Source organism: Thalassotalea euphylliae, from assembly GCF_003390375.1.
Lineage (GTDB): Bacteria > Pseudomonadota > Gammaproteobacteria > Enterobacterales > Alteromonadaceae > Thalassotalea_F > Thalassotalea_F euphylliae_A.
The window spans coordinates 780,372-803,299 of the sequence record NZ_QUOT01000001.1 but is presented as its reverse complement, the minus strand read 5'-3'; the positions used below and the strand labels follow the sequence as shown (position 1 = coordinate 803,299).

The following is a 22,928-nucleotide window of genomic DNA, read 5'->3' as shown; positions in this document are numbered from 1 at the left end:
CATGATAACCGCATAAAATAACAACTATATCGTCATAAATTTCGTTTGTTCTAATACTGCTTATGCAATTCTGAGAGACTAAATAATTAATCAAATTGGTATTGAATAAGGCTAAAAGCCGTTGTTTAATGTTGTGGCAGCTTAATCGGTGGCTATTCGCAGAGCAACTTATAGAACAGTATTTTACTGTTATCAGGCGTACCATTATCTTCATATCCTTCAATACGGTAGCCGTTTGCTATTAATAGCTGCAGCATGGCCGGGAACCGATTCATTGACTTTACCCGCAGGTAACGGTATCCGTTTTTAGTTGCCCATTTTTCTTGCTTGTTTCTGAGCTGGTTGGCAATCCCTAATTTTCTGTACGCGGGTACAACGCCGCCTAACCAACTGTAAAATTCACTGCCGCTGGTGGCGTAGCCAATTTTATAGGCCACTAATGCTTGGTTATCTCGGTCATTAATACTCGCGCGTGTTTGCATAGTGGCGACCAAAATTAAGCTTGGCGTATGAGCCAGTCGGCTTGATAGCTTCTCATTTGTTAATTTAGCGTCAAACTCAGGAATTTGACTATTAATGGTAAGCACCTCTTCGATGGTGCCAGTGCGGATATTAACGCTCATAAATTCCATTCTAATTAGACTTGTTTTAAACCTGAACTAAACCCAAGCTTAACCTTAAAAACTGAGTTAAACCTGAGTTTAGCAAGCGCTCAGTTTATCAAATTAGCTAGCTGGCGATAAAGAGAAGCAACTTGAACCTTGTTTACTAGGTTAATTGTGCCAGCAAATCTCTCTTGCTCGTTTTCTTTATGAACTGACTCGCCACCAGCTCTTACCTTAAATAGCCAATACCCTAGTCGACAAACGCAATTGATGCTGTTGAGCATGTTATTTGTGGGCTGGTTATAGCAGTTGTGAAAGGCGGCTATAAAAACAACTTTGTAAAAATTCCAAATTAGTTATTGATGATCTAAATGATAACGATTACTATTTAGGTGTTAGCGCTGTGCATAGAGACCAAGAGAAGATAAGTCAGTGCCTGATATTTCGATACGTTATTTTTCAAAGCGTCAATACGTGAATCGTGACGCGACTACATGTGAAACAACATCAGACAAATACGAGAACCACTATGAGAACCAAATTAGATTCTGCGCGTGATTTAGCCACCCAATTCTTTACCTTTATCGGGCTATGTGCGCTGCTTGCATTGTGTGCCAATAATGTCGCTGCGGCTAAAAACCATGAGGTACAGTTATTAACTGCCGATGGTAGCGGTCAAACCATGGTGATGTCTCCAGGTTATTTAAAAATTGCGAAAGGCGATACGGTGACCTTTGTGCCAGCCGATGTAACCCATAATGTTGAATCTGTTGCCATTCCGAGTGCTGCGAAGAAATTTTCTAGCACTATGGGTCAGAAGTTTACCTACACCTTCGATGAGCAGGGTGTTTACCTCTATAAATGCACGCCGCATTTTGTCATGGGTATGCTAGGTGTTATTCAAGTTGATAGTGCAGACAATCTAGGCGATGTGAAAAAACAATGGGAAACGGTTGGTGCTGGCGTCGTCATGAATAAAGAACGCGTGGCAAGTTATTTGGCACAAGTGAAGTAGGAGAGGGCGCATGGAGCACAGTCATAAAAATCACGATTATCAAGACCTAAGCCAGTGGCAATCATTGTTGAAGCTGGGTAACGAATCTTTTCACGAACAGCAGTTTCAACAAGCAGAGTTTTTTTACAGTGAAGCGTATGACTTGCTCGCCCACCAATACCGCAGCTCGCCAAAGTGCGCTGATACCCTGATGGCTTGGATATGCACTTGCCACAACCTGTCATCACTGTATGAAGAAATGGGCAGGTTAGAAGTGAGCTTGCGATTTTTGATGGTGCCACATGAGTACCTAATCGAAGTTACCGAGTCAGAAGTGCAAGACGAAGATATCAAGCTTATCGCGTTTAAAGGTTTAAGTTTGACCTTAGCGCCAATAATGCAATTCGCACAAAAGCATCCAATCTGTGAAGGCTGCAAGGACAAGCTGGAATCGATGGAGCAATTGTTGAGTCAAGACGCTTCGCAGATTCATTAAAGCGGATTTAATGGCAAGCTTCGTGACATTTCTCAGCATTTCATAGCTCATATAAGTAGCTCAGATAAGCAGCTAAGGCAATCAACTAAGCCAGCAAACATAGATAGTTAACATACGTAGTTAACATAGCTAATTAGTACGGAGAACAACAATGACAATGCGCATTTTATGCTTATTAATGGCGGTGACCTTTTCAAGTTTATCTTTCGCCCACCCAGGTCACGATCACAGTGACCCGATGGCGATGTTAATACATTTACTATGGCTAGCGCCAATTGGATTGGCTTTTGCCATAGCGTTTCGTCTCAAGAAAAAACACGCAGGTAATTCGAAAGAGCAAAAGTAACGGCGCTTGATTGATAGGAGAGAATAAAATGATTTTTGAAATACTAAGCCAACTTGATAAGAAAGATCCTTTTGATACCGCGTCTGCGCATTGCGATATACCTTGCAAAATTTATGACCCAATGTCGGCACAACTAGCGGTGTTAAGAATGATTCGTATGGTTGATTTGCTGGAAGAATTAAAAGCCCATGAACAGCTAAGCTTTGAGCAACAAGCGACATTCAATCGACTAGTTGCCGAAAAAGAAAGCCACGGCAAAATTGTTAAGGAAGAAATTCGCGTTATCTGGGGCGACTATATTAAACAGCCGCAACTTGATGCACATCCTGAATTGCACCAGTTAACCCACGAAATTATGTTAGCGGCATCATTCGCTAAACAACATATTGACCGCACGGCAACATTGAAGTTACTAGACAAAGTTAATCAATTCGCTGATATTTTTTGGCAAACTAAAGGCGTAGCAACTTACACGGCAACTTGCCCTTATCCGCCAAGTGAAAACTTAGTTTACCCAGACCTAAAGGCTGAAGGTTAAGCGTTGGCTTTTGTTCTGGATTAAATCACTATGCTTGGATTAAAAATTTGGAAAGTTAAAGGCCATAGTATGGCGCCCGTTATTCCGCAGGGGTGCTTTATTTTGGCCGCCAAATGGCTCAACTTTATGCCAATAAAGCCCGGTCAACGTTTACTTATAGATCATCCTGAATACGGGATTATTGTGAAAACCGTTGCTGTGGTTGATCACAATGGCTTGATTTGGAGTAAAGGAGAAAATGCTGCAAGTGTGCCTGTGGAAGTGCTTGGCCCTGCAAATAAAACACAAGTATTGGGCCGAGTGATCAGAATATTCAAACCCAATAATTAACACTAACTATTGTGTGTCATTCTGTATTCATATTCCAAAACTTACAAAGCATGTTCGGTGCAGTTTACCAAAGGTCCAACTATAGCTATGTGAACTTACTCTGCTTGCTCGTCCATTTAGTCACAAGATAAGTACCTTATGCCGTTTTCCCTCTTAGATAAATTTGACGTATTTTCGCTGCGCTCGCTAGTACCACATTACCGCCGTTTGTTAATCCCAATCATAATCATGGTGTTACTTGTTAATGCCGAGACACGTTCACTTACTATGTCAGTGTTAGCGGATGCTTTCTGGCAAGTAGCGGTTTTTGTGGCAGCAACACTGGCGGTTTATCATCTATTCGCTGATAAAATTTATCAGCTCACCATAGCAAAAAACAAACGCCATCAAGCGAGTCGACAAGTGGTTATTGCCAGCGTTTTAGGTGTTTTACCGGGCTGTGGTGGTGCGATTGTTGTCATTACTCAATATGTTAGTGGGCGAATGGGGTTTGGCGCTGTGGCGGCTGTACTCACTTCAACGATGGGCGACGCGGCATTTTTGCTTTTGGCAGCCGAGCCTCTCACTGGGCTAGGTGTGGCATTAATGTCTTTGATTGTCGGAATTCTATCGGGACTTGCGGTTAACCGCATTCACGGGCCAGATTTCCTTCGCAAGACGGTTGTCGATAACGCCATTAGTGATCAATGCTCACAATGCTCAAGCAGCCGAAGCTCAGCTCACAGGCAAACTGTGCCTCGTCGGTTGCGCTACCAGGGGCTTGCTTGGCAATGGTTAATGCTGCCAGGTGCAACTGTTGGACTTATGATGGCTGCGCAAGTCGATGTGGCTGGTGTATTTAGCGTTAGCGATATCCATGTATCAGCATTAGGGGCGCTATTTGCACTCACTTTTATTTTTCTATGGTCAGTTACCCGTGAAGTGACGAACTTTGAATCAATAGTTGCCGAAGATAAAAAGCTCAAACAAAGCAAAGCTTTTCAAAAGGTGGCGCTTGATACTAACTTTGTCACTAGCTGGGTAGTAATGGCGTTTTTAAGCTTTGAATTAGTTATGCATTATGGTCAATTCGACTTAACTAATGCTTTTAAGCTTTTTGGTGCTGCTGCGCCTTTAATGGGGGTATTAGTGGGCATGATCCCCGGTTGTGGCCCGCAAATTATCACCACTTCTTTGTACTTATCGGGTGCAATTCCGCTGTCTGCTCAGCTTGGTAATGCCATCAGTAACGATGGTGATGCACTGTTTCCAGCGATTGCTTTATCACCAAAAGTTGCCATTGTCGCGACGCTATATTCGGCTATTCCTGCGCTAATTGTTGCTTATGGTTATTATTTTGTCTTCGAATAAAGGCATTTAGCGAATTTTCTACGATATGAATGCGTAAATTAATCGAATTGAAATTGCTTAATATTAAGTTAAATCAAAGAGTTGTTGAGGAAGTAAATAAATGCGTTGGTTTTTTGATCTAAGCAATGAAATGCCACTTGTTTGCGTAGATACGAAAATGTATAGTGTCACCCCGTATTTTCGCAAAGAATAATTAATCGCTTACTTATTTCTAAGCAAGAATACAAACGTAAATTAATAACGATTCAAATTTTGATACTTATTTGCTTGGTTAATGTTTAACTAAGTTACACAAGCAAATAAGTTTTTAACTCTAAGGGCAGATTTATATGCGCATTATTTTGTTAGGTGCTCCTGGTGCAGGTAAAGGCACACAAGCACAATTCTTAATGTCAAAATACGGTATTCCTCAAATTTCTACTGGCGATATGCTTCGTGCGGCGATTAAAGCGGGCACTGAGCTGGGTAAGAAAGCAAAAGAAGTGATGGATGCTGGCCAATTAGTTTCAGATGAATTAATTATCGGTTTAGTGAAAGAGCGTATTGCCCAAGACGATTGTAAAGCTGGTTTCTTATTAGATGGTTTCCCACGTACAATTCCACAAGCAGACGCAATGAAAGAAAACGGTGTTGATGTAGACAGCGTTATCGAATTCGATGTTGCTGACGAAGTGATTGTTGAGCGTATGGCTGGTCGTCGTGTTCACCCAGGTTCTGGCCGTGTTTACCATGTGATATACAATCCGCCAAAAACGGAAGGCAAAGATGACGAAACAGGTGAAGACCTAGTTGTTCGTCCAGATGATGAAGAAGCGACTGTACGTAAGCGTTTAGCGATTTACCACGAGCAAACTAAGCCACTTGTTGATTACTACCAAGCAGAAGCAAATGCTGGTAACTGCAAGTACTTAACTATTGACGGTACGCAACCAGTAGAATTGGTTAGCAATACTCTAGCTGAGCAGCTTGGTTAAGCTTATTTATAGCTAAGCGTTAATATTCGAAAACGGTTCTATATGAGCCGTTTTTTTATGTCTAAATTTTGAGATTATACCAATTGAATTAATTAGTTGATCAATTATGGCGTAGGAAAAAGGTTCATAAACAAAGGTTTTATGCTCCATGCAAAACCTAAGTACCTATACCCATGTAGGCAAGGCGTTATTTTTTGTTAACTAGTTGTTCTAATTTCAAAAGTAACAACGCAGTTAATGAGCGGCTAAGCAAAGGGGAGAAAGAGGATAAAAGGGGGAATCGCCCATTTAATGCTACATCGGCAATAAATGAGCAACTGAGATGCAATTACTTAGTAGGTGTTAACCTTTAGGTAGTTGAATCTTCTTGTCTTCAGATTGGCGGTAGATAATTAGCGTTTTACCGATAACTTGTACTTTTTCAGCTTCAGTTTCGCGGCAAATCGCTTCAACAATTAACCCTTTTGTTTCACGGTTATCTGTTGGGATTTTTACTTTAATAAGTTCATGGTGGTTAAGCGCGAAATCAATTTCTGCGATTACGGCTTCAGTTAAACCATTGCTGCCGAGCAATACAACGGGTTTTAAGTCGTGTGCTAGGGCTTTTAAATGTTGGATTTGTTTTTTATTTAGGCTCATTAACAATTTTCGTTACAGTTTGCTTGAATTCGCATATTTTACCCTTATCTAGACTGTATTACTATGTCCGCACTTTGGTTTTTGTGTACGGATTTGTATCCTCGCACTTCAACTTAAAGTAGCAAAAAAGGTTATTTAGTGAGTAAGAAAAAACACAGTGCCAGCAGTAAGCGCTGGCTAGATGAACACTTTGACGATGAATACGTAAAAAAGGCGCAAAAGCTTGGCCTTCGCTCAAGAGCGGTATTTAAAATTGAAGAGATTAACAATAAAGACAAGTTGATCAAAGCCGGTATGAAGGTCGTAGATCTTGGTGCAGCGCCCGGTGGCTGGTCTGAATACGCCGTTAAGCAGGTTGGCGATGATGGACAGGTTGTCGCGTGTGATATTTTGCCGATGGACCCAATAGCTGGCGTTGATTTTCTGCAAGGTGACTTTCGTGAAGAAGCGGTACTTGAAGCGCTTTTAGAGCGTATCAACGGTAAAGACATTGATGTTGTAATGTCAGATATGGCTGCAAACTTTACGGGTAACGACGCCGCAGACTCGGCTCGCAGTATGTACTTAGTTGAGCTGGCATTAGATATGTGTCATCAAGTTTTGAAGAAAAACGGCGCTTTTGTGGTCAAAGTATTTCAGGGAGAGGGCTTTGATCAGTTTATGAAAGAAGTTAAAGCCGTTTTCAAGGTAGTTAAAACTCGTAAGCCTGATTCTTCTCGTGCAAGGTCAAGAGAAGTTTATCTAGTAGCTACTGGTTTTAAATTGTAGTAAATTAATGAACAGTTTTGGTCGCACCATTTTTATAAACAGCAAGAGGTTGTTAAGTTGAGCGATATGGCAAAAAATCTTATTTTATGGTTGGTAATAGCCGTCGTCCTGATGTCTGTATTCCAGTCTTTTTCTCCGGGTGGTAGTAATGAACAGCAGATGGACTATACCCGTTTTATTCAGGATGTTAGACAAGGTCAAGTGCGCGAAGCGAGCGTTGATCGCAACGGTGTTATTGAAGGCACCAAACGCAGTGGTGAGCAGTTTGTTACCGTAATCCCTGGTGGTTACGACCGCGATTTAATCAATGATCTTGTTAAACAAGGTGTACGTGCTAAAGGTCAGTTACCTGAAGAGCCAAGCATCTTAACCTCTATTTTCATCTCTTGGTTCCCAATGTTGCTGCTGATTGGTGTATGGATTTTCTTCATGCGTCAAATGCAAGGCGGTGGCGGTAAAGGCGCAATGTCATTTGGCAAATCAAAAGCGCGCCTGTTGAGCGAAGATCAAATCAAAACCACGTTTGCTGATGTTGCTGGTTGTGACGAAGCCAAAGAAGAAGTGGCAGAGCTTGTTGATTACTTGCGTGACCCAACCAAGTTCCAAAAACTAGGTGGCCGCATTCCATCAGGTATTTTGATGGTGGGTCAACCAGGTACTGGTAAAACATTACTTGCGAAAGCGATTGCGGGTGAAGCAAAAGTACCTTTCTTCTCAATTTCTGGTTCAGACTTTGTTGAAATGTTTGTTGGTGTGGGTGCTTCGCGTGTTCGTGACATGTTCGAGCAAGCAAAAAAATCTGCACCTTGTATTATCTTCATCGATGAGATTGATGCCGTAGGTCGTCAACGTGGCGCAGGTCTTGGTGGTGGTCACGACGAGCGTGAGCAAACCCTTAACCAAATGTTGGTAGAAATGGACGGTTTCGAAGGTAACGAAGGTGTTATCGTTATCGCCGCAACTAACCGCCCAGACGTACTAGACCCTGCATTGCTTCGTCCTGGTCGTTTTGACCGTCAAGTAACAGTTGGTTTACCTGACATTCGCGGTCGTGAGCAAATCTTAAAAGTTCACATGCGTAAAGTACCGTTAGCGGATGATGTCAAAGCGTCAGTTATCGCACGTGGTACACCAGGCTTCTCGGGTGCAGATTTAGCGAACTTAGTAAACGAAGCGGCACTATTTGCTGCGCGTGGTTCACGTCGCTTAGTGTCTATGGAAGAGTTTGAAAAAGCTAAAGACAAAATCTTGATGGGCGCTGAGCGCAAATCAATGGTCATGAGCGAAGACGAAAAAGAAATGACGGCTTATCACGAAGCGGGTCACGCTATTGTTGGTCGTTTAGTGCCTGAGCACGATCCTGTGTACAAAGTAAGTATCATTCCTCGCGGTCGAGCGTTAGGTGTGACTATGTACTTGCCTGAGCAAGATCGCTTCAGTCACAGCAAGCAGCATTTAGAAAGCAATATTTCTTCGCTATACGGTGGTCGAATCGCTGAAGAGATCATTTATGGCCCAGATAAAGTATCGACAGGTGCTTCAAATGATATCGAGCGTGCGACGGGCTTAGCGCGTAAAATGGTCACTCAGTGGGGCTTATCAGAGAAAATGGGTCCTATGCTATTCGCTGAAGAAGAAGGCGAAGTTTTCTTAGGTCGCACATCTTCAAAATCAATGCACATGTCTGATGAAACGGCCAAAGCGATTGACGATGAAGTAAAAGACTTCATTGATCGCAACTACCAACGTGCTGAGCAAATCCTAAAAGACAATATGGACATTTTGCACGCGATGAAAGATGCGTTAATGCAATACGAAACCATTGATGCAAACCAAATTGATGATTTGATGGCACGCTGTGAAGTACGTGCTCCGGCTGACTTTGATGATTCTAATTCAGGTTCAAAGCCAAGCTCAGGTAGCAAGGTGGATGAAAAGGAGTCGGTTGAGCCTAAATCACCTGATTTAGACGAGCCGTCAGATTTACCTGCCAAGTAAATTGATCTAGTATATTGCATTGCAATTGATATAAAGCCCCGTTTATCGGGGCTTTATTTTTAGTGGCAATAAAAAGCGACTAAAGGTTAGACTTAAAATACTAATAACAATTAATGAATTTGAACGCTATGACGCCTACGCATCTATCATGCCCTAACAAACAGCTTTCACTGGTTTACCCTCAGGTAATGGGGATCTTAAATGTCACGCCAGATTCATTCTCTGACGGCGGCCGTTTCGCGAATTTTGACGATGCTTTGTTTCAAGTAGAACAAATGATTAATGATGGCGCCGCCATTATTGATATTGGCGGTGAGTCTACACGACCCGGCGCGGCAGAAGTTTCAGTGGATGATGAGTTGGCACGCGTAATTCCTGTGCTTGACGCCATTAACCAGCGGTTTGATACCATAGTGTCAATTGATACCAGCAAAGCACAGGTCATGAGCGAGGCGATTGCTCATGGCGCTGGCATGATTAATGACGTCAGGGCGCTTCAAAATGAAGGTTGTTTAGCAGCCGTTGCCAATAGCGACATTCCAATTTGTTTAATGCATATGCAGGGCCTACCGCGAACCATGCAGAACAATCCGCATTATCAAGATGTGACAAAAGACATCGTTAATTTTATTAAACAACGCATTGAAGCATGCGAGCAAGTAGGCATTGCGAAAGAAAGGTTACTGGTTGACCCTGGCTTTGGCTTTGGCAAAACACTTGAACAAAATTATCGCTTGTTACATGAACTAAAAGCTTTTCAAGCTTTGGAGTTGCCAGTGCTGGTCGGGATATCACGTAAGTCGATGATCGGTAATTTGCTAAATGCGGATGTTAATGAGCGATTAGCCGGTAGTTTGGCAGCTGCGATTATCAGCGCCCAACAAGGGGCTAAAATAATTCGCGTTCACGATGTTAAAGCAACCGTGGATGCACTAACTGTATTAAGGGCTGCAGAGCAGCCAGAACTGACGCGAGGATAAGTATGTCAGAACGTAAATATTTCGGCACTGATGGTGTTCGAGGCTTAGTAGGTAAAGCGCCAATTAGCCCAGATTTTGTGATGAAACTAGGCTATGCCGCGGGCAAGGTAATGGCCGCGCAAGGCACTAAGAAAGTATTAGTCGGTAAAGACACGAGAATTTCAGGCTATATGCTTGAGTCTGCGCTGGAAGCAGGTTTTTCTGCTGCAGGTGTTAACATTGGCTTACTAGGCCCAATGCCGACACCGGGTATTGCTTATTTAACCAAAACATTTCGTGCCGAAGCCGGTATCGTGATCAGCGCATCACACAACCCGTATTACGACAACGGCATCAAATTCTTCTCGCAAAGCGGTGAAAAGCTACCTGATGCGGTGGAACTAGCCATAGAAGCAGAAATTGATAAGCCGATGACCTGTGTAGCGTCAGACAAACTAGGCAAGGCTACCCGTATTGATGACGCCGCTGGTCGCTATATTGAATTTTGTAAAAGTAACTTCCCAAGTCAGTACTCACTTGCAGGCCTAAAAATAGTTGTCGATTGCGCCAATGGTGCAACATATCACATCGCACCTAATGTGTTTAAAGAGCTTGGTGCTGAAGTTATTGAAATTGCGACGAGTCCGAATGGCACTAACATCAACGACAAATGTGGCGCTACTTCAATGGGGCAAATCCAAGAAGCTGTGGTTAAGCACGGTGCCGATTTAGGTATTGCACTAGATGGTGACGGCGACCGTTTGATGATGGTTGATCATACCGGTGAAGTGGTTGATGGTGATGAGTTAGTTTACGTGATCGCCACCAGTGACTTAGCGGCAGGTTCATTATCTGGCGGTGTTGTTGGCACGTTAATGAGCAACATGGGGCTAGAACTTGCGTTAAAAGAGCTGGATGTGCCTTTTGTTCGAAGCAAAGTGGGCGACCGCTATGTGATGGAAAAGCTACTTGAAAATGGCTGGCAGCTTGGTGCTGAAAATTCAGGCCATATTATCAACCTAAATCATACCTCAACAGGTGATGGTATTATCGCTGCGCTTAATGTACTTACCGCGATTTGCCGCACCGAAAAATCATTATTTGAATTACGCCAAGGCATGACCAAGTTGCCACAAATATTGGTGAATGTGCGCTTTGAAGGTGATAACGATCCGCTTGAATCCGCTAATGTGATTGCTGCAGTTGATCAAGTAAATGAACAACTTACAGGTAAAGGCCGCGTATTATTGCGCAAATCTGGTACAGAGCCGCTTATTCGTGTGATGGTGGAAGGACCAGATCGCAAAGAGGTCACTCAGCTAGCAAACGATATTGCAGAACAAGTAAAATTAGCTTGTTAGGTTGAATAATCGCCAAACAGTCAACATATCGTTGGAAATACTTGTAAGTTAGCGGCAGGTTAGTTACTATCTCGCCGCTCTAAAATGGGAACCCAAGATGAAAAGACAAGCAATTGTTGCAGCCAATTGGAAAATGAATGGTAGTTTCGGTCTTGTGACTGAAATGAGTCAAGGTTTAGCTGATTTAGGCTTGTCGAACGATGTTAGTATCGTTGTTTGCCCTAGCAGCCCATTTTTAGCAGCATTAACAGATGCTTTCGAACAAGAAAAAGCTTGTGAGCATATTAGCGTTGGTGCACAAAACGTAAGTGAATTTGAGCAAGGTGCTTACACAGGTGAAATTTCTGTGAGCATGTTGCAGGCCTGCAAAGTACAATATGTTATTGTAGGTCACTCAGAGCGTCGCAGCTTGTTTAAAGAGACAAGCACACAAGTGGCGCACAAGGTAAAAACTGCGTTAGACGCAGGGTTAGTACCTATTTTATGTATCGGTGAAAGCGAAGCAGAACGTACTGCAGAGCAAACCGAAACAGTGTTAGCAAGCCAACTTCAGCCGGTAATTGATGAAGTAGGTATTGAGCGTTTTAGCCATATTGTTGTAGCATACGAGCCTGTTTGGGCAATTGGTACGGGCAAAACAGCTTCACCTGAAATTGCACAGCAAACACATGAATTTATTCGTAAGTTTTTAGCAAATGCAAGTGAAGACATCGCTGCAAAAACACCAATTTTATACGGTGGTAGTGTTAATGCTAAAAACTGTCAGGACTTGTTTGCACAACCTGACATTGATGGTGGCCTAATTGGCGGCGCAAGTTTAAAAGTCGAAGAATTCAAAACGATTTGTTCGGCGGCAAAAGGAACTCGTTAGATGTTGTATGAAATTTTAATTGTTATCTACTTAATTGTAGCGCTTGCATTAATTGGCTTAGTGCTAATTCAGCAAGGCAAAGGTGCAGATATGGGTGCTTCATTTGGCGCTGGTTCATCTGCTACTATTTTCGGTTCAAGCGGTTCGGGTAACTTTATGACCCGCACAACGACTTGGTTAGCAGTTGCATTCTTTGCAATCAGCCTTGTTTTAGGTAACTTGACGGCTAACCGCATTAAAGCGACTGACGAGTGGAACGACTTATCAACACCAGTTGAGCAACAAATTCCAACTGATGTACCAGCAGCAAGCGCTGAACCTAAAAACGCTGACGTACCAGCGGCTGACGAAGACAAGAGCGACAGCGACGTACCTAACTAGGCTATTCAGCCAGAATCAAATTTCGCGGATATGGTGGAATTGGTAGACACGCATTCTTGAGGGGGATGTGCCGTAAGGCGTGTGAGTTCGAGTCTCACTATCCGCACCAATATAATTAAAGGGCTACAGTGATGTAGCCCTTTTTTATTGCCTGCTATTTTTGAAAAGTACCTCTTTTCCTTCGCTGTATGTAGTAGCCAAACACTACTATTTTAATGATAGGTTTTAGGCAATAAAAAACCGCCCTAAGGCGGCTAAAGCTATTCCATCTAATATTACTTCAGTTGATAATCGCCAAGGCACCAGTTCTTGATTAATTCAACATATTCATCACCCGCATCTTCTGCTGAGAAGTGTGAAGCGTTTTCAAATATCTTTACTTTATTGTTTGGTAGTTGTGAGCTTAAATAGTCGGCATTGCTTGCTAGCACAAAGGGATCGTGTTTGCCCCAAGTGATTAATGTCGGTACTTGAATTTTTGTTAAATGATCTTGAATCCAAGGTAAATCACGCTGGTAAGAGCCAAAAAATGCAATTGAGTTCTGGTGCGCTTGTTCGTTATGGGTGATGTCATAGTATTCTTTAATCGCGCGCTCGTTCGGTTGGTAATGGTGATAACCGTCTTTGACTGCCGCATTAAAGTTGGTTTTCATAATTGCTTTTTTGTTTAGACCTGCCGCTAACCATCTGACCAGTCGATAGTTAATTACCGCTTTAAGAATGGGAGACATTGCCGGTGGATTGCTGCCTGGACCGTCAAATATGTTAATGCTAACTAACCGTTCAGGGTAATTAATTGCTGTTGCTAGGGTAATTGGTACGCCAACATCTGGCCCGACTAAATGGGCTTTATCAATACCGAAATAGTCAAACACTTCGATGATTTTAGCGCTTAGTGCTCTTGGTGACATATCTGATTTATCGGCTGAACTCAAGCCAAAACCTGGAATATCAAAGGCTAGCAGATTGAAGTGTTTAGCGAGTTCAGACCATGCGCTTTCCCACATGCGAATACTTTGTGGAAAGCCATTAAGTAATACCAAGTTAGGCGCATTTGCTTTGATCGACTGCGCGTATCTAACCTTGTGTTTACCTATCATGGCATAGCTGGGCGTAAACATATCTTTAGTAGTGGTGCTTGTGTCCGCAGTTGATGAAAAGTTAGCTATTGCAGTATGAAGAAGTGCCTGAGTCATAATAGTTTCCATATTTGGTGTTGGTTACTGTTGTATACTAAGGTACGATAAATTATATTGGCTAACAAGAAGGCAGTTTTAGCTTCGCTAGTTACCTTTTGGTAACCGTATCACTGGCTGTGGTGGGTGAATTAGTTAGCAAATTATGGATTTGCAGGCTAGCAGGCTTAAGAAAAGCAAAAAGATAAATACAGCAATAGTCGTGAGTTAGAAAGGAAACGAAAGTCTTAGCAAATAATAGGAAAAAATGAATGAATGCAAAAACAAAACAACAAGATCGCCGAGTCTTTGTGCAAGACGAACATTGTCCTATCCGAAATGTAGTTGCTCATATTGGTGATAAGTGGTCATTATTAATTATTTTTAGCTTGGTGGACGGGCCAGATCGCTTCAATTCGCTGAAATCTCGTATTGAAGGTATTTCACAGCGCATGCTGACACAAACACTGCGCGATTTAGAGCGTGATGGATTTGTTGAGCGAACCGTTTACCCTGAGGTGCCAGTGAAAGTGGTTTATGAGTTAACCGACTTAGGTAGAGGAATTGCTAAACCGGCATGGGGGCTTGTGTCTTGGGCAAATGACCACCTGCAAGATGTTTATAGTGCCCGTAAAAGTTATGACGATAGACCATAAAACATCGAACTTTGTGGTCGTTGCATTTTGCAATGCTCAGCTGTATTAGCTGAGTTTGGTCGTTCTTAGTTGAGTCGTTCGCTTTTACCAGTTTTGTGCGCTGATTTTTCGATTAGGCTGGCTGCTTTTCTTGTTCTAATGTTTTTATTTCATTCGCGATTTGCTCTGCCTCTGCGGTTAGCATGGCGTATGATTTAATGTCGCCATTGCGCTGCGCATGCATGGCTTGTTCAAGTTTGATTGCGTGCTGCTTAGTCAGCTTTTTAATCGGGTCGCGTTTAAAAATAGAAAACATATCAGTTGCCCTCTCTTTAGTCGTCTTAGGTCGTGTTATCTGGTCATACGTCACTGCTTTAGGTTACCGTCAGTGTGTACACTAATATTAAGTGTTAGAGGGTACGTTGAAGTAGGCTGTAAAGATTTGTTCTTACGGTGTTTAGTGCTTGATTAGTGGCCTGACTATTTTACCTCTAGTAATCATTAATCAGTTTTTGCGCCTAATCAATTTTAACACTTAATCACTTTCAACAATGCTTACGTAATCCTAATAAATTGAATTATTTAGGATAACAAAATGATAAATCGCTCGATAACTTCACCATCCATCGCTGCTTCTAAACGCTATGTTCTTGCGCTTGGTATTACGTTAGTTACTTTGCTAAGTGCCTGCTCTTCACCTATTGCCAATCGAACACCGATTAATGAAACTTTTCCTACCGTTACTGGAGAGAACTTAAACCAAGAGCAAGTGTTAATGCCGCACGACTTAACCGGCGAGCATCGCCTGCTATTAATTGGCTATGTGCAAGATTCACAGTTTGATATTGATCGCTGGCTCATTGGTCTTGATATGACACAAACGCCAGTAACGGTTTACGAACTACCCACCATCAAAGGCATGTTACCGCGCATGTTTGAAACCTTTATCAATAACGGTATGCGTAAAGGAATTCCGAAATAATTGTGGGGTGGGGTGATCACCGTTTATCAAGAGGCTGAAAAAATTACCCAACTTACAGGTACTGAAAACCCAAATAATGCGCGGGTTATTCTGTTGGGTCGCAATAATGAAATTCTCTATTTCTACGATAGAGGTTTTGCTGTTGATGCGCTTAATGATCTGCGTGATGTTATTGTTAACAATGAGCAAACTGCACAGCAATAATTGCAGCAATATTGATATGGCATTCAGAAATAATTTGTTACGGCAAATAGTTTGTGGGGCAAGATAAAAAAGTAATCTTTGGCAAAGGCAAGCCCGTAAACATGAATAACCGCAGCGGCAACAACAAAGGGCGAGGGAAGAGTTCTTTGTTGTTAAAACAATTTGTCGAAACGAAATTATTTAATCAACGGGAAATCACAATGATCACGTTACAAAAAATTTGGGTTAAAGCTGTATCTGTTGTCATGTTACTTTCTGCATTTGCGGTCTCTGCAGGTGGCTATGGCTACAAGAAAAACAAAGATATTGTTGATGTTGCTGCATCAAATCAAAGCTTCACCACGCTTGTCGCGGCAGTCAAAGCTGCAGGGTTGGTTGACACACTCAAAGGCAAAGGCCCTTACACGGTTTTTGCACCTACAAATGAAGCGTTTGCGAAATTACCAGCTGGAACAGTAGAAAGCCTACTTAAGCCAGAAAACAAAGACAAACTGATAGCAATTCTGACCTATCACGTTGTGCCAAGTAAATTTTACGCCAAGCAAGTAGTGAATATTGACGCAGCAAAAACGGTACAGGGCTCAAGCATCGACATTACTGCGATGAACGGCAAAGTGATGGTTGATAACGCCAAAGTTATCAAAACGGATATTAAAGCATCAAACGGTGTGATTCACGTTATCGACAACGTGATTATTCCAAGTGACAAAGCGACAGTGGCGAGACACCACTAGACAAACACATATGCAAATAGAATGAGGATGAAATCACTGGTAATAATGTAGTAGAAGCAAGATAAGATAATACTTCATCCTCTGTTGCATCTCGCCGCTAAAATGAAAAACAATAAAATTGCCCACTACGCGCTTATGCAGAGTGGGCTTTTTATTGCCTTACGCAATGATACTTTACACATAAATACTTTACGGAAAGGTACTTTAAGCAAAGGTAATTTATGCAAAGATACTTTACTCAAAGGTAATGTGCGCAGATGTATCTATTTAAGCATTGGTGGCAAGTTTGGAATAAGGCATAAACAGTGCTTTAACATTTACTTTGGCGCCGAGTTTCGCCGCCAGTAAATAAATGCCTGCCAATTTGCGATGAATGAAAATGGCGTCAACGGGTGGGGTATGCCACTGATCTTGCTGTCGTTGAATATTCATCCCTTGTGTTTTAATACGTTGCGCTAAATTGCTATTGGCAAAGTCATAGCTGTTATCGCAAGTTAGTGGCTCGCTGGCGAGCTTAAAAATCGTCAAAATTTGTGCAAGGTAGTCTGCACTAATGTCATCTGTAAAAAAGCCAAGCTGCTTAGCTGATGCGATCATTTGCGATTCATTACCTTGCATCGCCGCATTAATGAGTGATAAATACCCTTGGCTAATATGCGTGGGTATATTTCGTGTTGCCCCAAAGTCCAATAAAGCAATTTGTTGGGTATCTTCTTGGTATAAAAAGTTAGCGAAGTTGGGATCTGTTTGCATCAAGCTAAAATCAAATAATTCGCGAAAGAACAAGTCAATCAATTGCTCAACCGCTTTATCTCTCGCAGCTTGTGGTGCGTTGCCCAATTTATCAATCGACACACCTTCAATAAAGTTCATCGACAGAATAGAGCTGGTGCTGAGCGGGTTAAATACTTCGGGCAGACAAAACGGTTCGCTTTTTAAGTGGGTTTTATAACGGCCGATAAAACTCGCTTCTTGTCGATAATCTGCTTCAACTAAAAGCTGCTTTTTAGCTTCTGCAATCAGGCCATCAATTTGAATATGCTCAGGCAATAAACCAGAAAGTTTAAGCAAAGTCGCGACATTATCCACGTCACTCTCAATCGCTTTTGCAACACCAGGATACTGCACTTTTACTGCCAGCTTTTGGCCATTTTCCAAATACGCGAGATGGACCTGGCCAATTGAGGCTGAGGCAAAGGGCTGAAGCTCAAAATGACTAAAATTATCAAGCCAATTGTCTCCCCAATTCGCCTTTAATACCGATAAGAGTTGTTTATGTGGCATTGCTTTGGCATCGGCGCGAAGTCTGTCTAGTAATTGACTTAACTCTGGTGGCAACAGATCGCCGGCATCCATTGACAATAACTGGCCAAGTTTCATTGCGGCGCCGCGCATTTGCGCTAATTTATCCGCCAGTAATGCAATATTTTTAGGGTGCAATACCAAGCTTTTCATTGAGGTTGATTCGCCCTGTGCCCACTGTTTTGTGCCGTCTATAACCGTATTCGTTACAACTTTCGCTACTAAGCCGCCAATTGCCGCTAATCTGGAAAAACGTGACGTCGGTACTTTTTTAGCATTTGATTTGCCGGAAGAAGTTAACAATGAATTATTCGGTGACCTATGGTTCGACATATAAAACTTTCTCTAAATTACACGATGAAATTTACCGTTTTATACGGTTTAGCATTAAGAAGTGATCTTGCTTGCGTTAACAAAAAATTGTTAGTCACACTTTCAGATACAGAGTTAAGACGCAAAGTTAATTTATATAAAAGCATATAAAAATAATAATCATTATTGATTGTATTTTATCGCGCCACTAGAATAATCGCCTTTCTTCATTTCTCGTATTTTTCTTATATCCAAGTAGGGAGCTTCAATTGAGCAGAGCACAGTGGTTTAAAGTGCACAGTTGGATCGGTTTTAAACTCTCAGTTTTATTAAGTTTTACGTTAGTTACGGGTACCTTGGCGGTGCTTTCACACGAGCTCTATTGGCTAACTAATCCTGCAATGCGTGTTGACTCCGACACTGTAAAAACATTGGAATGGACGAAAATCTATCAATCAGCGATAACAGAGCAGCCCAATAAACACTTGTTACATATTCGTGCGCCAATTGACCCATGGTTTGCTGCTGAAGTAGTGTTTATTAGCCAAGACAAGATCAGGCATCGCATGTTTTTTCATCCGACTACTGGTGAGTACTTAGGTGATGGACGCTGGTATAACTGGCAGCGTTTTTTCCGAATGAGCCATCGCCACTTAATGGTTCCCACTAAAGTTGGCGTGACTATAGTCGGCGCATTGGGCTTTTTATTGGCAATTGCATTAATAACCAGTTTGGTGGTTTATCGCAAATGGTGGACAGGTTTTTTCCGAATGCCACGGCGTGGTCATCGCAAGTTGTTCTGGGCAGATGTTCATCGCTTGACTGGTGTTTGGAGTATTTGGTTTATCGCTGTGATTGCCATTACGGGTATTTGGTACTTTGTTGAAGTGTGGGGGCTGCGCGCGCAATATCCCGACCGCGGTAAAGCGTTATCTGAACAAGCACTAGATGCTAAAGTGTTGCCTTCTGTGGCAGTGTTTTCCGGGATGATGGCAAGTGCCAAAACCTTATACCCAGAGTTAGCTGTAGAGCGCGTTTTTTTTCCACAGCGCAATGGCAATGGCGTGCAATTGCAAGGGCATGGGGAAGCATTACTCGTCAGAGTTCGCGCCAATATGCTTAGCTTTGATCCCATATCAGGTCAGCTGTTAGTGAAAAATAAAGGGGAAGACTTATCAATACATGCCCGCATCTCCGAGGCAGCAGACCCCTTGCATTTTGGTACGTTTGCAGGTTTACCATCTAAACTAGTGTATTTTGTGTTTGGCATTGTACTCAGCACATTAGCGATTACAGGTACGTATATTTACGGTATGCGTATCGCCAGAGTTGGAAAGCATGAGCCTAAAGTGCGCCGCAAGATTTGGTTAGCTGCAACTCGCACTATGACATGGGGAAAGTGGTTTTCATTAACAGCAATAACAATCTGCCTAGTGATCACAGTGTTATTGTTCGGTGGCTTTGTTAATGAATAATTCTTTGCGTGTTGAACGCTCGGTGCCTTGCTCGTTACAGATAGAACTTTTTTAGCAGAACTCAATGCGGCACATTGTTTGTGTCGCCGATTACTAGATGCACTTATCTGGCTTTATTTCCTTTTCTTTATTCTCTTTGCACAGCTCAACCCAACCCAATTCAAACCAATCGATTTATTTACATTCATCAATATTAAGTGATGTGCTTGCTTGTTTAGCTACAATTTTATTCCATTCATTAAAAGTGTTTACATTGTATTTACAATCAAAATGCAAATCATTAACATTAGCGTGCGATTGAGTGAGCTACTTGTCTGTTTGGCAGTTGAATTAAGGGAACAACTGCTGAATTAGTACAGGTACGAAGCATTTGCTAGGGGATACCCTATATAGCCGTGATAAGGAAATCATCTAACTCTCCTTTACTGGCTAGTTACCGTAGCCGCCATGATTATGCTTGCGGCTTAATTTCATCCCATATCAGTAAAAAAGTAAGTAAAAATAATGAAATATAACAAAGTTGCAATGGGCCTAATGTTGGCCTGTAGCGCATTCTCTCATGTTACATTCGCCGATGAATTGCTCGGCGAAAACGTTGAAAAAATCGTAGTTACGGGTCAAAAAATTGATCGTTCACTAAAAGATACCGTTAATAGTGTTGCCGTTGTTACGTCGAAAGAGTTCGAGCGTTTGAACATCAATACGGTTAACGATATTTATAACGTAGTGCCAAATATTTCTGGTGACTTCGGCCAAGGTTTCAGTATGCGTGGCATTAATGCCTTTAACGTATCTGGTGGCGGAAATAGCTATTTAACTAGCATGTACTTAGATGGTGCGCCTTTGCCTTTCCGTTTACTTCGCAGCGGTACAACATCGGTTTGGGACTTAGCGCAAGTCGAGGTGTTCCGTGGCCCGCAATCAACACTGCAAGGTCGAAATGCGCTCGCAGGTGCAATAATTATGCGCACGCAAGATCCAACTTACGAGTGGTCTGGCAAAGGTAAATTAACCTTGGGTGAACATGGTCAGCAAGAGTTTGCTGTCGCTGGTGGTGGTGCGTTAATTGACGATATGTTGGCATTTCGTTTGGGTTATGAAGACAAACAATACGATGGCGATATTTACAACGTTACTCGTAAAGAAGATGCAAATTTCGAAAACACAGAAACGGTGCGCGGTAAATTGTTATTTCAGCCAGCAGAAGATTTTACCGCATTGCTAACGCTATCGAATATGGATACGGAATATGGTCCGCAGTGGTCGCTCTATGACTACGGCGGTTCCCCATTTGACCGCACATCGTGGCAAAACTCTCCTGTTTGGCAAAGAACAGAGACCGATTTGTACAACCTAGAGCTGACTTGGGATTTAACGGATCAGCTGTCGGTATACTCAGTCACCACCTACAGTGATTCTGAATATGGCTATAACTGGGATGGCGACTTGACTGCTGAGCAATTGGTGCTCGATCAGCAATATACCCGCAATGACGAGACTGTCAGTCAAGAGCTGCGATTTACCTTCCAAACTGATGAAGTTCAGGCGGTGGTTGGTGCTTATTATTCGAAACTCGATGTTGACGATATCGCGTCAGGTGAGCGCCTTATTCACTTTAGCAGTATCGGCTTACCGCCATTAGCAACATTACTTGGCGCGCCGCCATCGATGGGAGGTTTTGGCTTACCAGCTGAGCTTATTGGTACTGTTTTACCATTGTACCCTGACATTGACCCGGTCAAGCTTGGGTTATCGTCTACTTTAGCGCAAGAAGTTGAGACCATAGCGATTTATGCTGATGTAACTGGGCATATCAACGATCAGTTTGACCTACTTGCAGGCCTTCGTTACGACGAAGAAGAGCAAAGCAATGCGTCAACAGCCTTGTACCGAATAAACAATACATTGCCCGATCCAGCTGTGTTGCCAGCACCATTGAACCAAGTTGTTGGTGCGATTAACAATACCTTAAACGGTTTAGCTGCGAATGCTTCAGGGGTAGAGCCACCTTCATCAGCTGATTTTGATGCTTGGTTACCTAAACTTGGTGTTAGTTATCATGCCAGTGAAGATGTAACGGCAAGTTTTGTTTACCAACGCGGTTATCGCTCTGGCGGTGTTGGTACCAATATCGCACAATCTCGCCTTTTTACATACGACCCAGAATATACTGACAACTATGAATTATCGATTCGCTCGGTGTGGCAGGGTGGTGATTTAATGTGGAATACCAACTTTTTCTACACAGATTGGACAGATCAACAGATCAGTGTTCAGTTATCAACAGGAACATTTGATAGAGAAACGGTCAACTCGGGCGAATCAAATGTTAAAGGCTTTGAAACAGAAGCTTACTATTACCCAACTGATCAGCTAACCATTACCGCAGGCCTTGGCTATGCAAAGTCTGAGTTTACTGATTTTGAATACACATTGCCGTCGACAGGAGAAGTGATTGACCTTGCTGGCCGTTCATTTGCTGATGCACCAGAGTGGACGGCTAATGTAGCCATTACTTATGACTTTGGCGAAGGGTTCAGCGCAGGTATAAATGCCAACTATCGCGATGAAAGCGCTGCCTACTTGAATCCTGCAGTTTCATTAACACCTCAAAAGTTAGCGCTTGATGCAGATCCAACGAACGACAGCAGAACGTTACTCAATGCTAATGCCAGCTACGAATGGGATAACTACATCATAAGAGTTGATGTTAGTAACCTGCTTGATAAAGACTATATCGCAACGCACTTTTCTGGCGCAGATAACCTAGGCAATAGCGAAAGTTATGGTCAGCATCAACTAGGCCGTTCGCGACAAGCCAATATTAGTTTCTTAGCGACGTTTTAATTTCGTTAAACAAACTTAACGTACTTTTCATGGGAAAAGGTTTGCTCTTTTCCCATGCTATTTATCATAACTATTTTACGATCAATGGCGGCCTCTTAAGCGAAAATCAATCGATAGCGGAAATAGGCTATGTTGAAATTGCACAGTGTCGACAATATCTAAGTTCTAAACTCACATAAAGCGCTTTACTCCTAGTTCGCAAACCTTTTTATTCTCAAAGTTTTACCTTACTAAAATATAACGAAATAACAATGATTAGCATTTGCAATGAAGGGCTTGTCAGCATATCATTTGTTGCTAATTTGTTAATAGCTTAATCAACGATAAAAATGGATGCTGAATTAACCGAGTCAACTCGCAAAAGTGTTTTTACGAGCTTAAAAAGTCGTAATTTTGCTGGCGTACTCATGGCTTTTCTAACTTGCGTGATGTTAATACCAGGGATGACGACTTACTTACCTTTTAGTGCTGCCGATCAGATCGGTGTGCCAATTCTATTGTTCCCGTTCATTTGGACTGGCCTCTGCTTGTATAGCTATATGGTGGAAAAGGCGTGGCAACCATGGGCGTTAATGATCACCTTATCGGTCAGTCATGGTGTGCTCTCTTATCTCGCCTTAGCAGGGTAAACAAGGGAACAGGAACCTCAGCA

General features: G+C 42.4%; 23 protein-coding genes, 1 tRNA gene and 1 pseudogene. 20 read left to right on the top strand and 5 right to left on the bottom strand.

Translation table 11 applies throughout. From position 1 onward, the window contains the following. Positions 1-152: 152 nt before the first annotated feature. A complete protein-coding gene (locus DXX94_RS03590) occupies positions 153-623 on the bottom strand; it encodes a GNAT family N-acetyltransferase (protein ID WP_220348025.1) in 471 nt (156 codons plus the stop codon). A 511-nt stretch (positions 624-1,134) separates the two neighbouring features. On the opposite strand from DXX94_RS03590, the gene DXX94_RS03585 reads away from it, so the two are divergent. The 7 genes from DXX94_RS03585 (at position 1,135) to adk (ending at position 5,633) form a co-directional block, all read left to right on the top strand. Further along, the gene (locus DXX94_RS03585) at positions 1,135-1,620 is read left to right on the top strand and encodes a pseudoazurin (protein ID WP_116013904.1); all 486 of its coding nucleotides are present in this window, start codon (positions 1,135-1,137) and stop codon (positions 1,618-1,620) included. 10 nt (positions 1,621-1,630) lie between these two features. Further along, on the top strand, positions 1,631-2,095 hold the full coding sequence (locus DXX94_RS03580) for a hypothetical protein (RefSeq protein ID WP_116013903.1): 465 nt from the start codon (positions 1,631-1,633) through the stop codon (positions 2,093-2,095). 151 nt (positions 2,096-2,246) lie between these two features. Next, on the top strand, positions 2,247-2,441 hold the full coding sequence (locus tag DXX94_RS03575; protein ID WP_116013901.1) for a hypothetical protein: 195 nt from the start codon (positions 2,247-2,249) through the stop codon (positions 2,439-2,441). A 28-nt stretch (positions 2,442-2,469) separates the two neighbouring features. Further along, positions 2,470-2,979, top strand: a complete 510-nt coding sequence (sodN, locus tag DXX94_RS03570) for a superoxide dismutase, Ni (RefSeq protein ID WP_116013900.1) — start codon at positions 2,470-2,472, stop codon at positions 2,977-2,979. Between the two features lie 30 nt (positions 2,980-3,009). Further along, entirely contained in the window at positions 3,010-3,309 is a 300-nt protein-coding gene (locus DXX94_RS03565) for a S24 family peptidase (RefSeq protein WP_116013898.1), read from the top strand. Between the two features lie 138 nt (positions 3,310-3,447). Beyond that, positions 3,448-4,659, top strand: a complete 1,212-nt coding sequence (locus DXX94_RS03560; protein WP_116013897.1) for a putative manganese transporter — start codon at positions 3,448-3,450, stop codon at positions 4,657-4,659. A 329-nt stretch (positions 4,660-4,988) separates the two neighbouring features. Then, complete coding sequence (gene adk, locus DXX94_RS03555) at positions 4,989-5,633, top strand: adenylate kinase (RefSeq protein ID WP_116013895.1); 645 nt, start codon at positions 4,989-4,991, stop codon at positions 5,631-5,633. A 342-nt stretch (positions 5,634-5,975) separates the two neighbouring features. Here the strand turns inward: adk and yhbY are convergent, their stop codons facing one another. Beyond that, positions 5,976-6,272, bottom strand: coding sequence for a ribosome assembly RNA-binding protein YhbY (gene yhbY, locus DXX94_RS03550; protein ID WP_116013894.1), 297 nt, complete (start codon positions 6,270-6,272; stop codon positions 5,976-5,978). 138 nt (positions 6,273-6,410) lie between these two features. Between yhbY and rlmE the strand changes: the two genes are divergently transcribed. From rlmE to DXX94_RS03515, 7 genes are all read left to right on the top strand, one after another. Beyond that, positions 6,411-7,040, top strand: coding sequence for a 23S rRNA (uridine(2552)-2'-O)-methyltransferase RlmE (gene rlmE, locus DXX94_RS03545; RefSeq protein WP_116013892.1), 630 nt, complete (start codon positions 6,411-6,413; stop codon positions 7,038-7,040). 57 nt (positions 7,041-7,097) lie between these two features. After that, a complete protein-coding gene (ftsH, locus tag DXX94_RS03540; protein ID WP_116013891.1) occupies positions 7,098-9,038 on the top strand; it encodes an ATP-dependent zinc metalloprotease FtsH in 1,941 nt (646 codons plus the stop codon). 113 nt (positions 9,039-9,151) lie between these two features. Then, entirely contained in the window at positions 9,152-10,018 is an 867-nt protein-coding gene (folP, locus tag DXX94_RS03535; protein WP_374188826.1) for a dihydropteroate synthase, read from the top strand. 2 nt (positions 10,019-10,020) lie between these two features. Further along, complete coding sequence (glmM, locus tag DXX94_RS03530) at positions 10,021-11,358, top strand: phosphoglucosamine mutase (RefSeq protein WP_116013889.1); 1,338 nt, start codon at positions 10,021-10,023, stop codon at positions 11,356-11,358. Between the two features lie 97 nt (positions 11,359-11,455). Further along, complete coding sequence (gene tpiA / locus DXX94_RS03525; protein WP_116013888.1) at positions 11,456-12,229, top strand: triose-phosphate isomerase; 774 nt, start codon at positions 11,456-11,458, stop codon at positions 12,227-12,229. Positions 12,230-12,232: 3 nt separating this feature from the next. Then, complete coding sequence (secG, locus tag DXX94_RS03520; protein ID WP_181901593.1) at positions 12,233-12,610, top strand: preprotein translocase subunit SecG; 378 nt, start codon at positions 12,233-12,235, stop codon at positions 12,608-12,610. 24 nt (positions 12,611-12,634) lie between these two features. After that, positions 12,635-12,719 (top strand) — tRNA-Leu (locus DXX94_RS03515). A 166-nt stretch (positions 12,720-12,885) separates the two neighbouring features. Here the strand turns inward: DXX94_RS03515 and DXX94_RS03510 are convergent. Further along, a complete protein-coding gene (locus tag DXX94_RS03510) occupies positions 12,886-13,806 on the bottom strand; it encodes an alpha/beta fold hydrolase (protein WP_116013885.1) in 921 nt (306 codons plus the stop codon). A 251-nt stretch (positions 13,807-14,057) separates the two neighbouring features. On the opposite strand from DXX94_RS03510, the gene DXX94_RS03505 reads away from it, so the two are divergent. Next, a complete protein-coding gene (locus DXX94_RS03505; RefSeq protein ID WP_115999922.1) occupies positions 14,058-14,441 on the top strand; it encodes a winged helix-turn-helix transcriptional regulator in 384 nt (127 codons plus the stop codon). A 112-nt stretch (positions 14,442-14,553) separates the two neighbouring features. Here DXX94_RS03505 and DXX94_RS03500 read toward each other — a convergent pair whose 3' ends face one another. Continuing rightward, on the bottom strand, positions 14,554-14,736 hold the full coding sequence (locus tag DXX94_RS03500; protein ID WP_116013883.1) for a DUF6435 family protein: 183 nt from the start codon (positions 14,734-14,736) through the stop codon (positions 14,554-14,556). Between the two features lie 279 nt (positions 14,737-15,015). Between DXX94_RS03500 and DXX94_RS03495 the strand changes: the two are divergent. Together DXX94_RS03495 and DXX94_RS03490 are read left to right on the top strand one after the other, a co-directional pair. Continuing rightward, positions 15,016-15,606 (top strand): annotated as a pseudogene (locus DXX94_RS03495) (hypothetical protein). Between the two features lie 200 nt (positions 15,607-15,806). Beyond that, positions 15,807-16,340 carry a fasciclin domain-containing protein gene (locus DXX94_RS03490; RefSeq protein WP_116018267.1) on the top strand — a complete coding sequence of 178 codons (534 nt, stop codon included), beginning with the start codon at positions 15,807-15,809 and terminating at the stop codon, positions 16,338-16,340. Between the two features lie 267 nt (positions 16,341-16,607). Here the strand turns inward: DXX94_RS03490 and DXX94_RS03485 are convergent, their stop codons facing one another. Further along, complete coding sequence (locus DXX94_RS03485; RefSeq protein ID WP_116013881.1) at positions 16,608-17,975, bottom strand: ABC1 kinase family protein; 1,368 nt, start codon at positions 17,973-17,975, stop codon at positions 16,608-16,610. 248 nt (positions 17,976-18,223) lie between these two features. Here DXX94_RS03485 and DXX94_RS03480 point away from each other — a divergent pair, with 248 nt between their 5' ends. The 3 genes from DXX94_RS03480 to DXX94_RS03470 all read left to right on the top strand — a co-directional run bounded on the left by DXX94_RS03480 (position 18,224) and on the right by DXX94_RS03470 (position 22,905). Then, positions 18,224-19,429: a PepSY-associated TM helix domain-containing protein gene (locus DXX94_RS03480; RefSeq protein ID WP_116013880.1), complete on the top strand. Its 1,206-nt coding sequence runs from the start codon at positions 18,224-18,226 to the stop codon at positions 19,427-19,429. A 504-nt stretch (positions 19,430-19,933) separates the two neighbouring features. Further along, positions 19,934-22,276 (top strand): TonB-dependent receptor, encoded by a 2,343-nt coding sequence (locus DXX94_RS03475; RefSeq protein ID WP_116013878.1) that lies wholly within the window; start codon positions 19,934-19,936, stop codon positions 22,274-22,276. 407 nt (positions 22,277-22,683) lie between these two features. Further along, complete coding sequence (locus DXX94_RS03470; protein WP_116018265.1) at positions 22,684-22,905, top strand: hypothetical protein; 222 nt, start codon at positions 22,684-22,686, stop codon at positions 22,903-22,905. The last annotated feature ends 23 nt before the right edge of the window (positions 22,906-22,928 follow it).

What these genes read in the sequence shown, in the direction of transcription:
- DXX94_RS03590 (WP_220348025.1), bottom strand. Translation starts at nt 623, where the DNA reads ATGAGCGTTAATATCCGCACTGGCACCATCGAAGAGGTGCTTACCATT.
- DXX94_RS03585 (WP_116013904.1), top strand. Translation starts at nt 1,135, where the DNA reads ATGAGAACCAAATTAGATTCTGCGCGTGATTTAGCCACCCAATTCTTT.
- DXX94_RS03580 (WP_116013903.1), top strand. Translation starts at nt 1,631, where the DNA reads ATGGAGCACAGTCATAAAAATCACGATTATCAAGACCTAAGCCAGTGG.
- DXX94_RS03575 (WP_116013901.1), top strand. Translation starts at nt 2,247, where the DNA reads ATGACAATGCGCATTTTATGCTTATTAATGGCGGTGACCTTTTCAAGT.
- sodN (WP_116013900.1), top strand. Translation starts at nt 2,470, where the DNA reads ATGATTTTTGAAATACTAAGCCAACTTGATAAGAAAGATCCTTTTGAT.
- DXX94_RS03565 (WP_116013898.1), top strand. Translation starts at nt 3,010, where the DNA reads ATGCTTGGATTAAAAATTTGGAAAGTTAAAGGCCATAGTATGGCGCCC.
- DXX94_RS03560 (WP_116013897.1), top strand. Translation starts at nt 3,448, where the DNA reads ATGCCGTTTTCCCTCTTAGATAAATTTGACGTATTTTCGCTGCGCTCG.
- adk (WP_116013895.1), top strand. Translation starts at nt 4,989, where the DNA reads ATGCGCATTATTTTGTTAGGTGCTCCTGGTGCAGGTAAAGGCACACAA.
- yhbY (WP_116013894.1), bottom strand. Translation starts at nt 6,272, where the DNA reads ATGAGCCTAAATAAAAAACAAATCCAACATTTAAAAGCCCTAGCACAC.
- folP (WP_374188826.1), top strand. Translation starts at nt 9,152, where the DNA reads ATGAATTTGAACGCTATGACGCCTACGCATCTATCATGCCCTAACAAA.
- glmM (WP_116013889.1), top strand. Translation starts at nt 10,021, where the DNA reads ATGTCAGAACGTAAATATTTCGGCACTGATGGTGTTCGAGGCTTAGTA.
- tpiA (WP_116013888.1), top strand. Translation starts at nt 11,456, where the DNA reads ATGAAAAGACAAGCAATTGTTGCAGCCAATTGGAAAATGAATGGTAGT.
- DXX94_RS03510 (WP_116013885.1), bottom strand. Translation starts at nt 13,806, where the DNA reads ATGACTCAGGCACTTCTTCATACTGCAATAGCTAACTTTTCATCAACT.
- DXX94_RS03505 (WP_115999922.1), top strand. Translation starts at nt 14,058, where the DNA reads ATGAATGCAAAAACAAAACAACAAGATCGCCGAGTCTTTGTGCAAGAC.
- DXX94_RS03500 (WP_116013883.1), bottom strand. Translation starts at nt 14,736, where the DNA reads ATGTTTTCTATTTTTAAACGCGACCCGATTAAAAAGCTGACTAAGCAG.
- DXX94_RS03490 (WP_116018267.1), top strand. Translation starts at nt 15,807, where the DNA reads ATGATCACGTTACAAAAAATTTGGGTTAAAGCTGTATCTGTTGTCATG.
- DXX94_RS03485 (WP_116013881.1), bottom strand. Translation starts at nt 17,975, where the DNA reads ATGTCGAACCATAGGTCACCGAATAATTCATTGTTAACTTCTTCCGGC.
- DXX94_RS03475 (WP_116013878.1), top strand. Translation starts at nt 19,934, where the DNA reads ATGAAATATAACAAAGTTGCAATGGGCCTAATGTTGGCCTGTAGCGCA.
- DXX94_RS03470 (WP_116018265.1), top strand. Translation starts at nt 22,684, where the DNA reads ATGGCTTTTCTAACTTGCGTGATGTTAATACCAGGGATGACGACTTAC.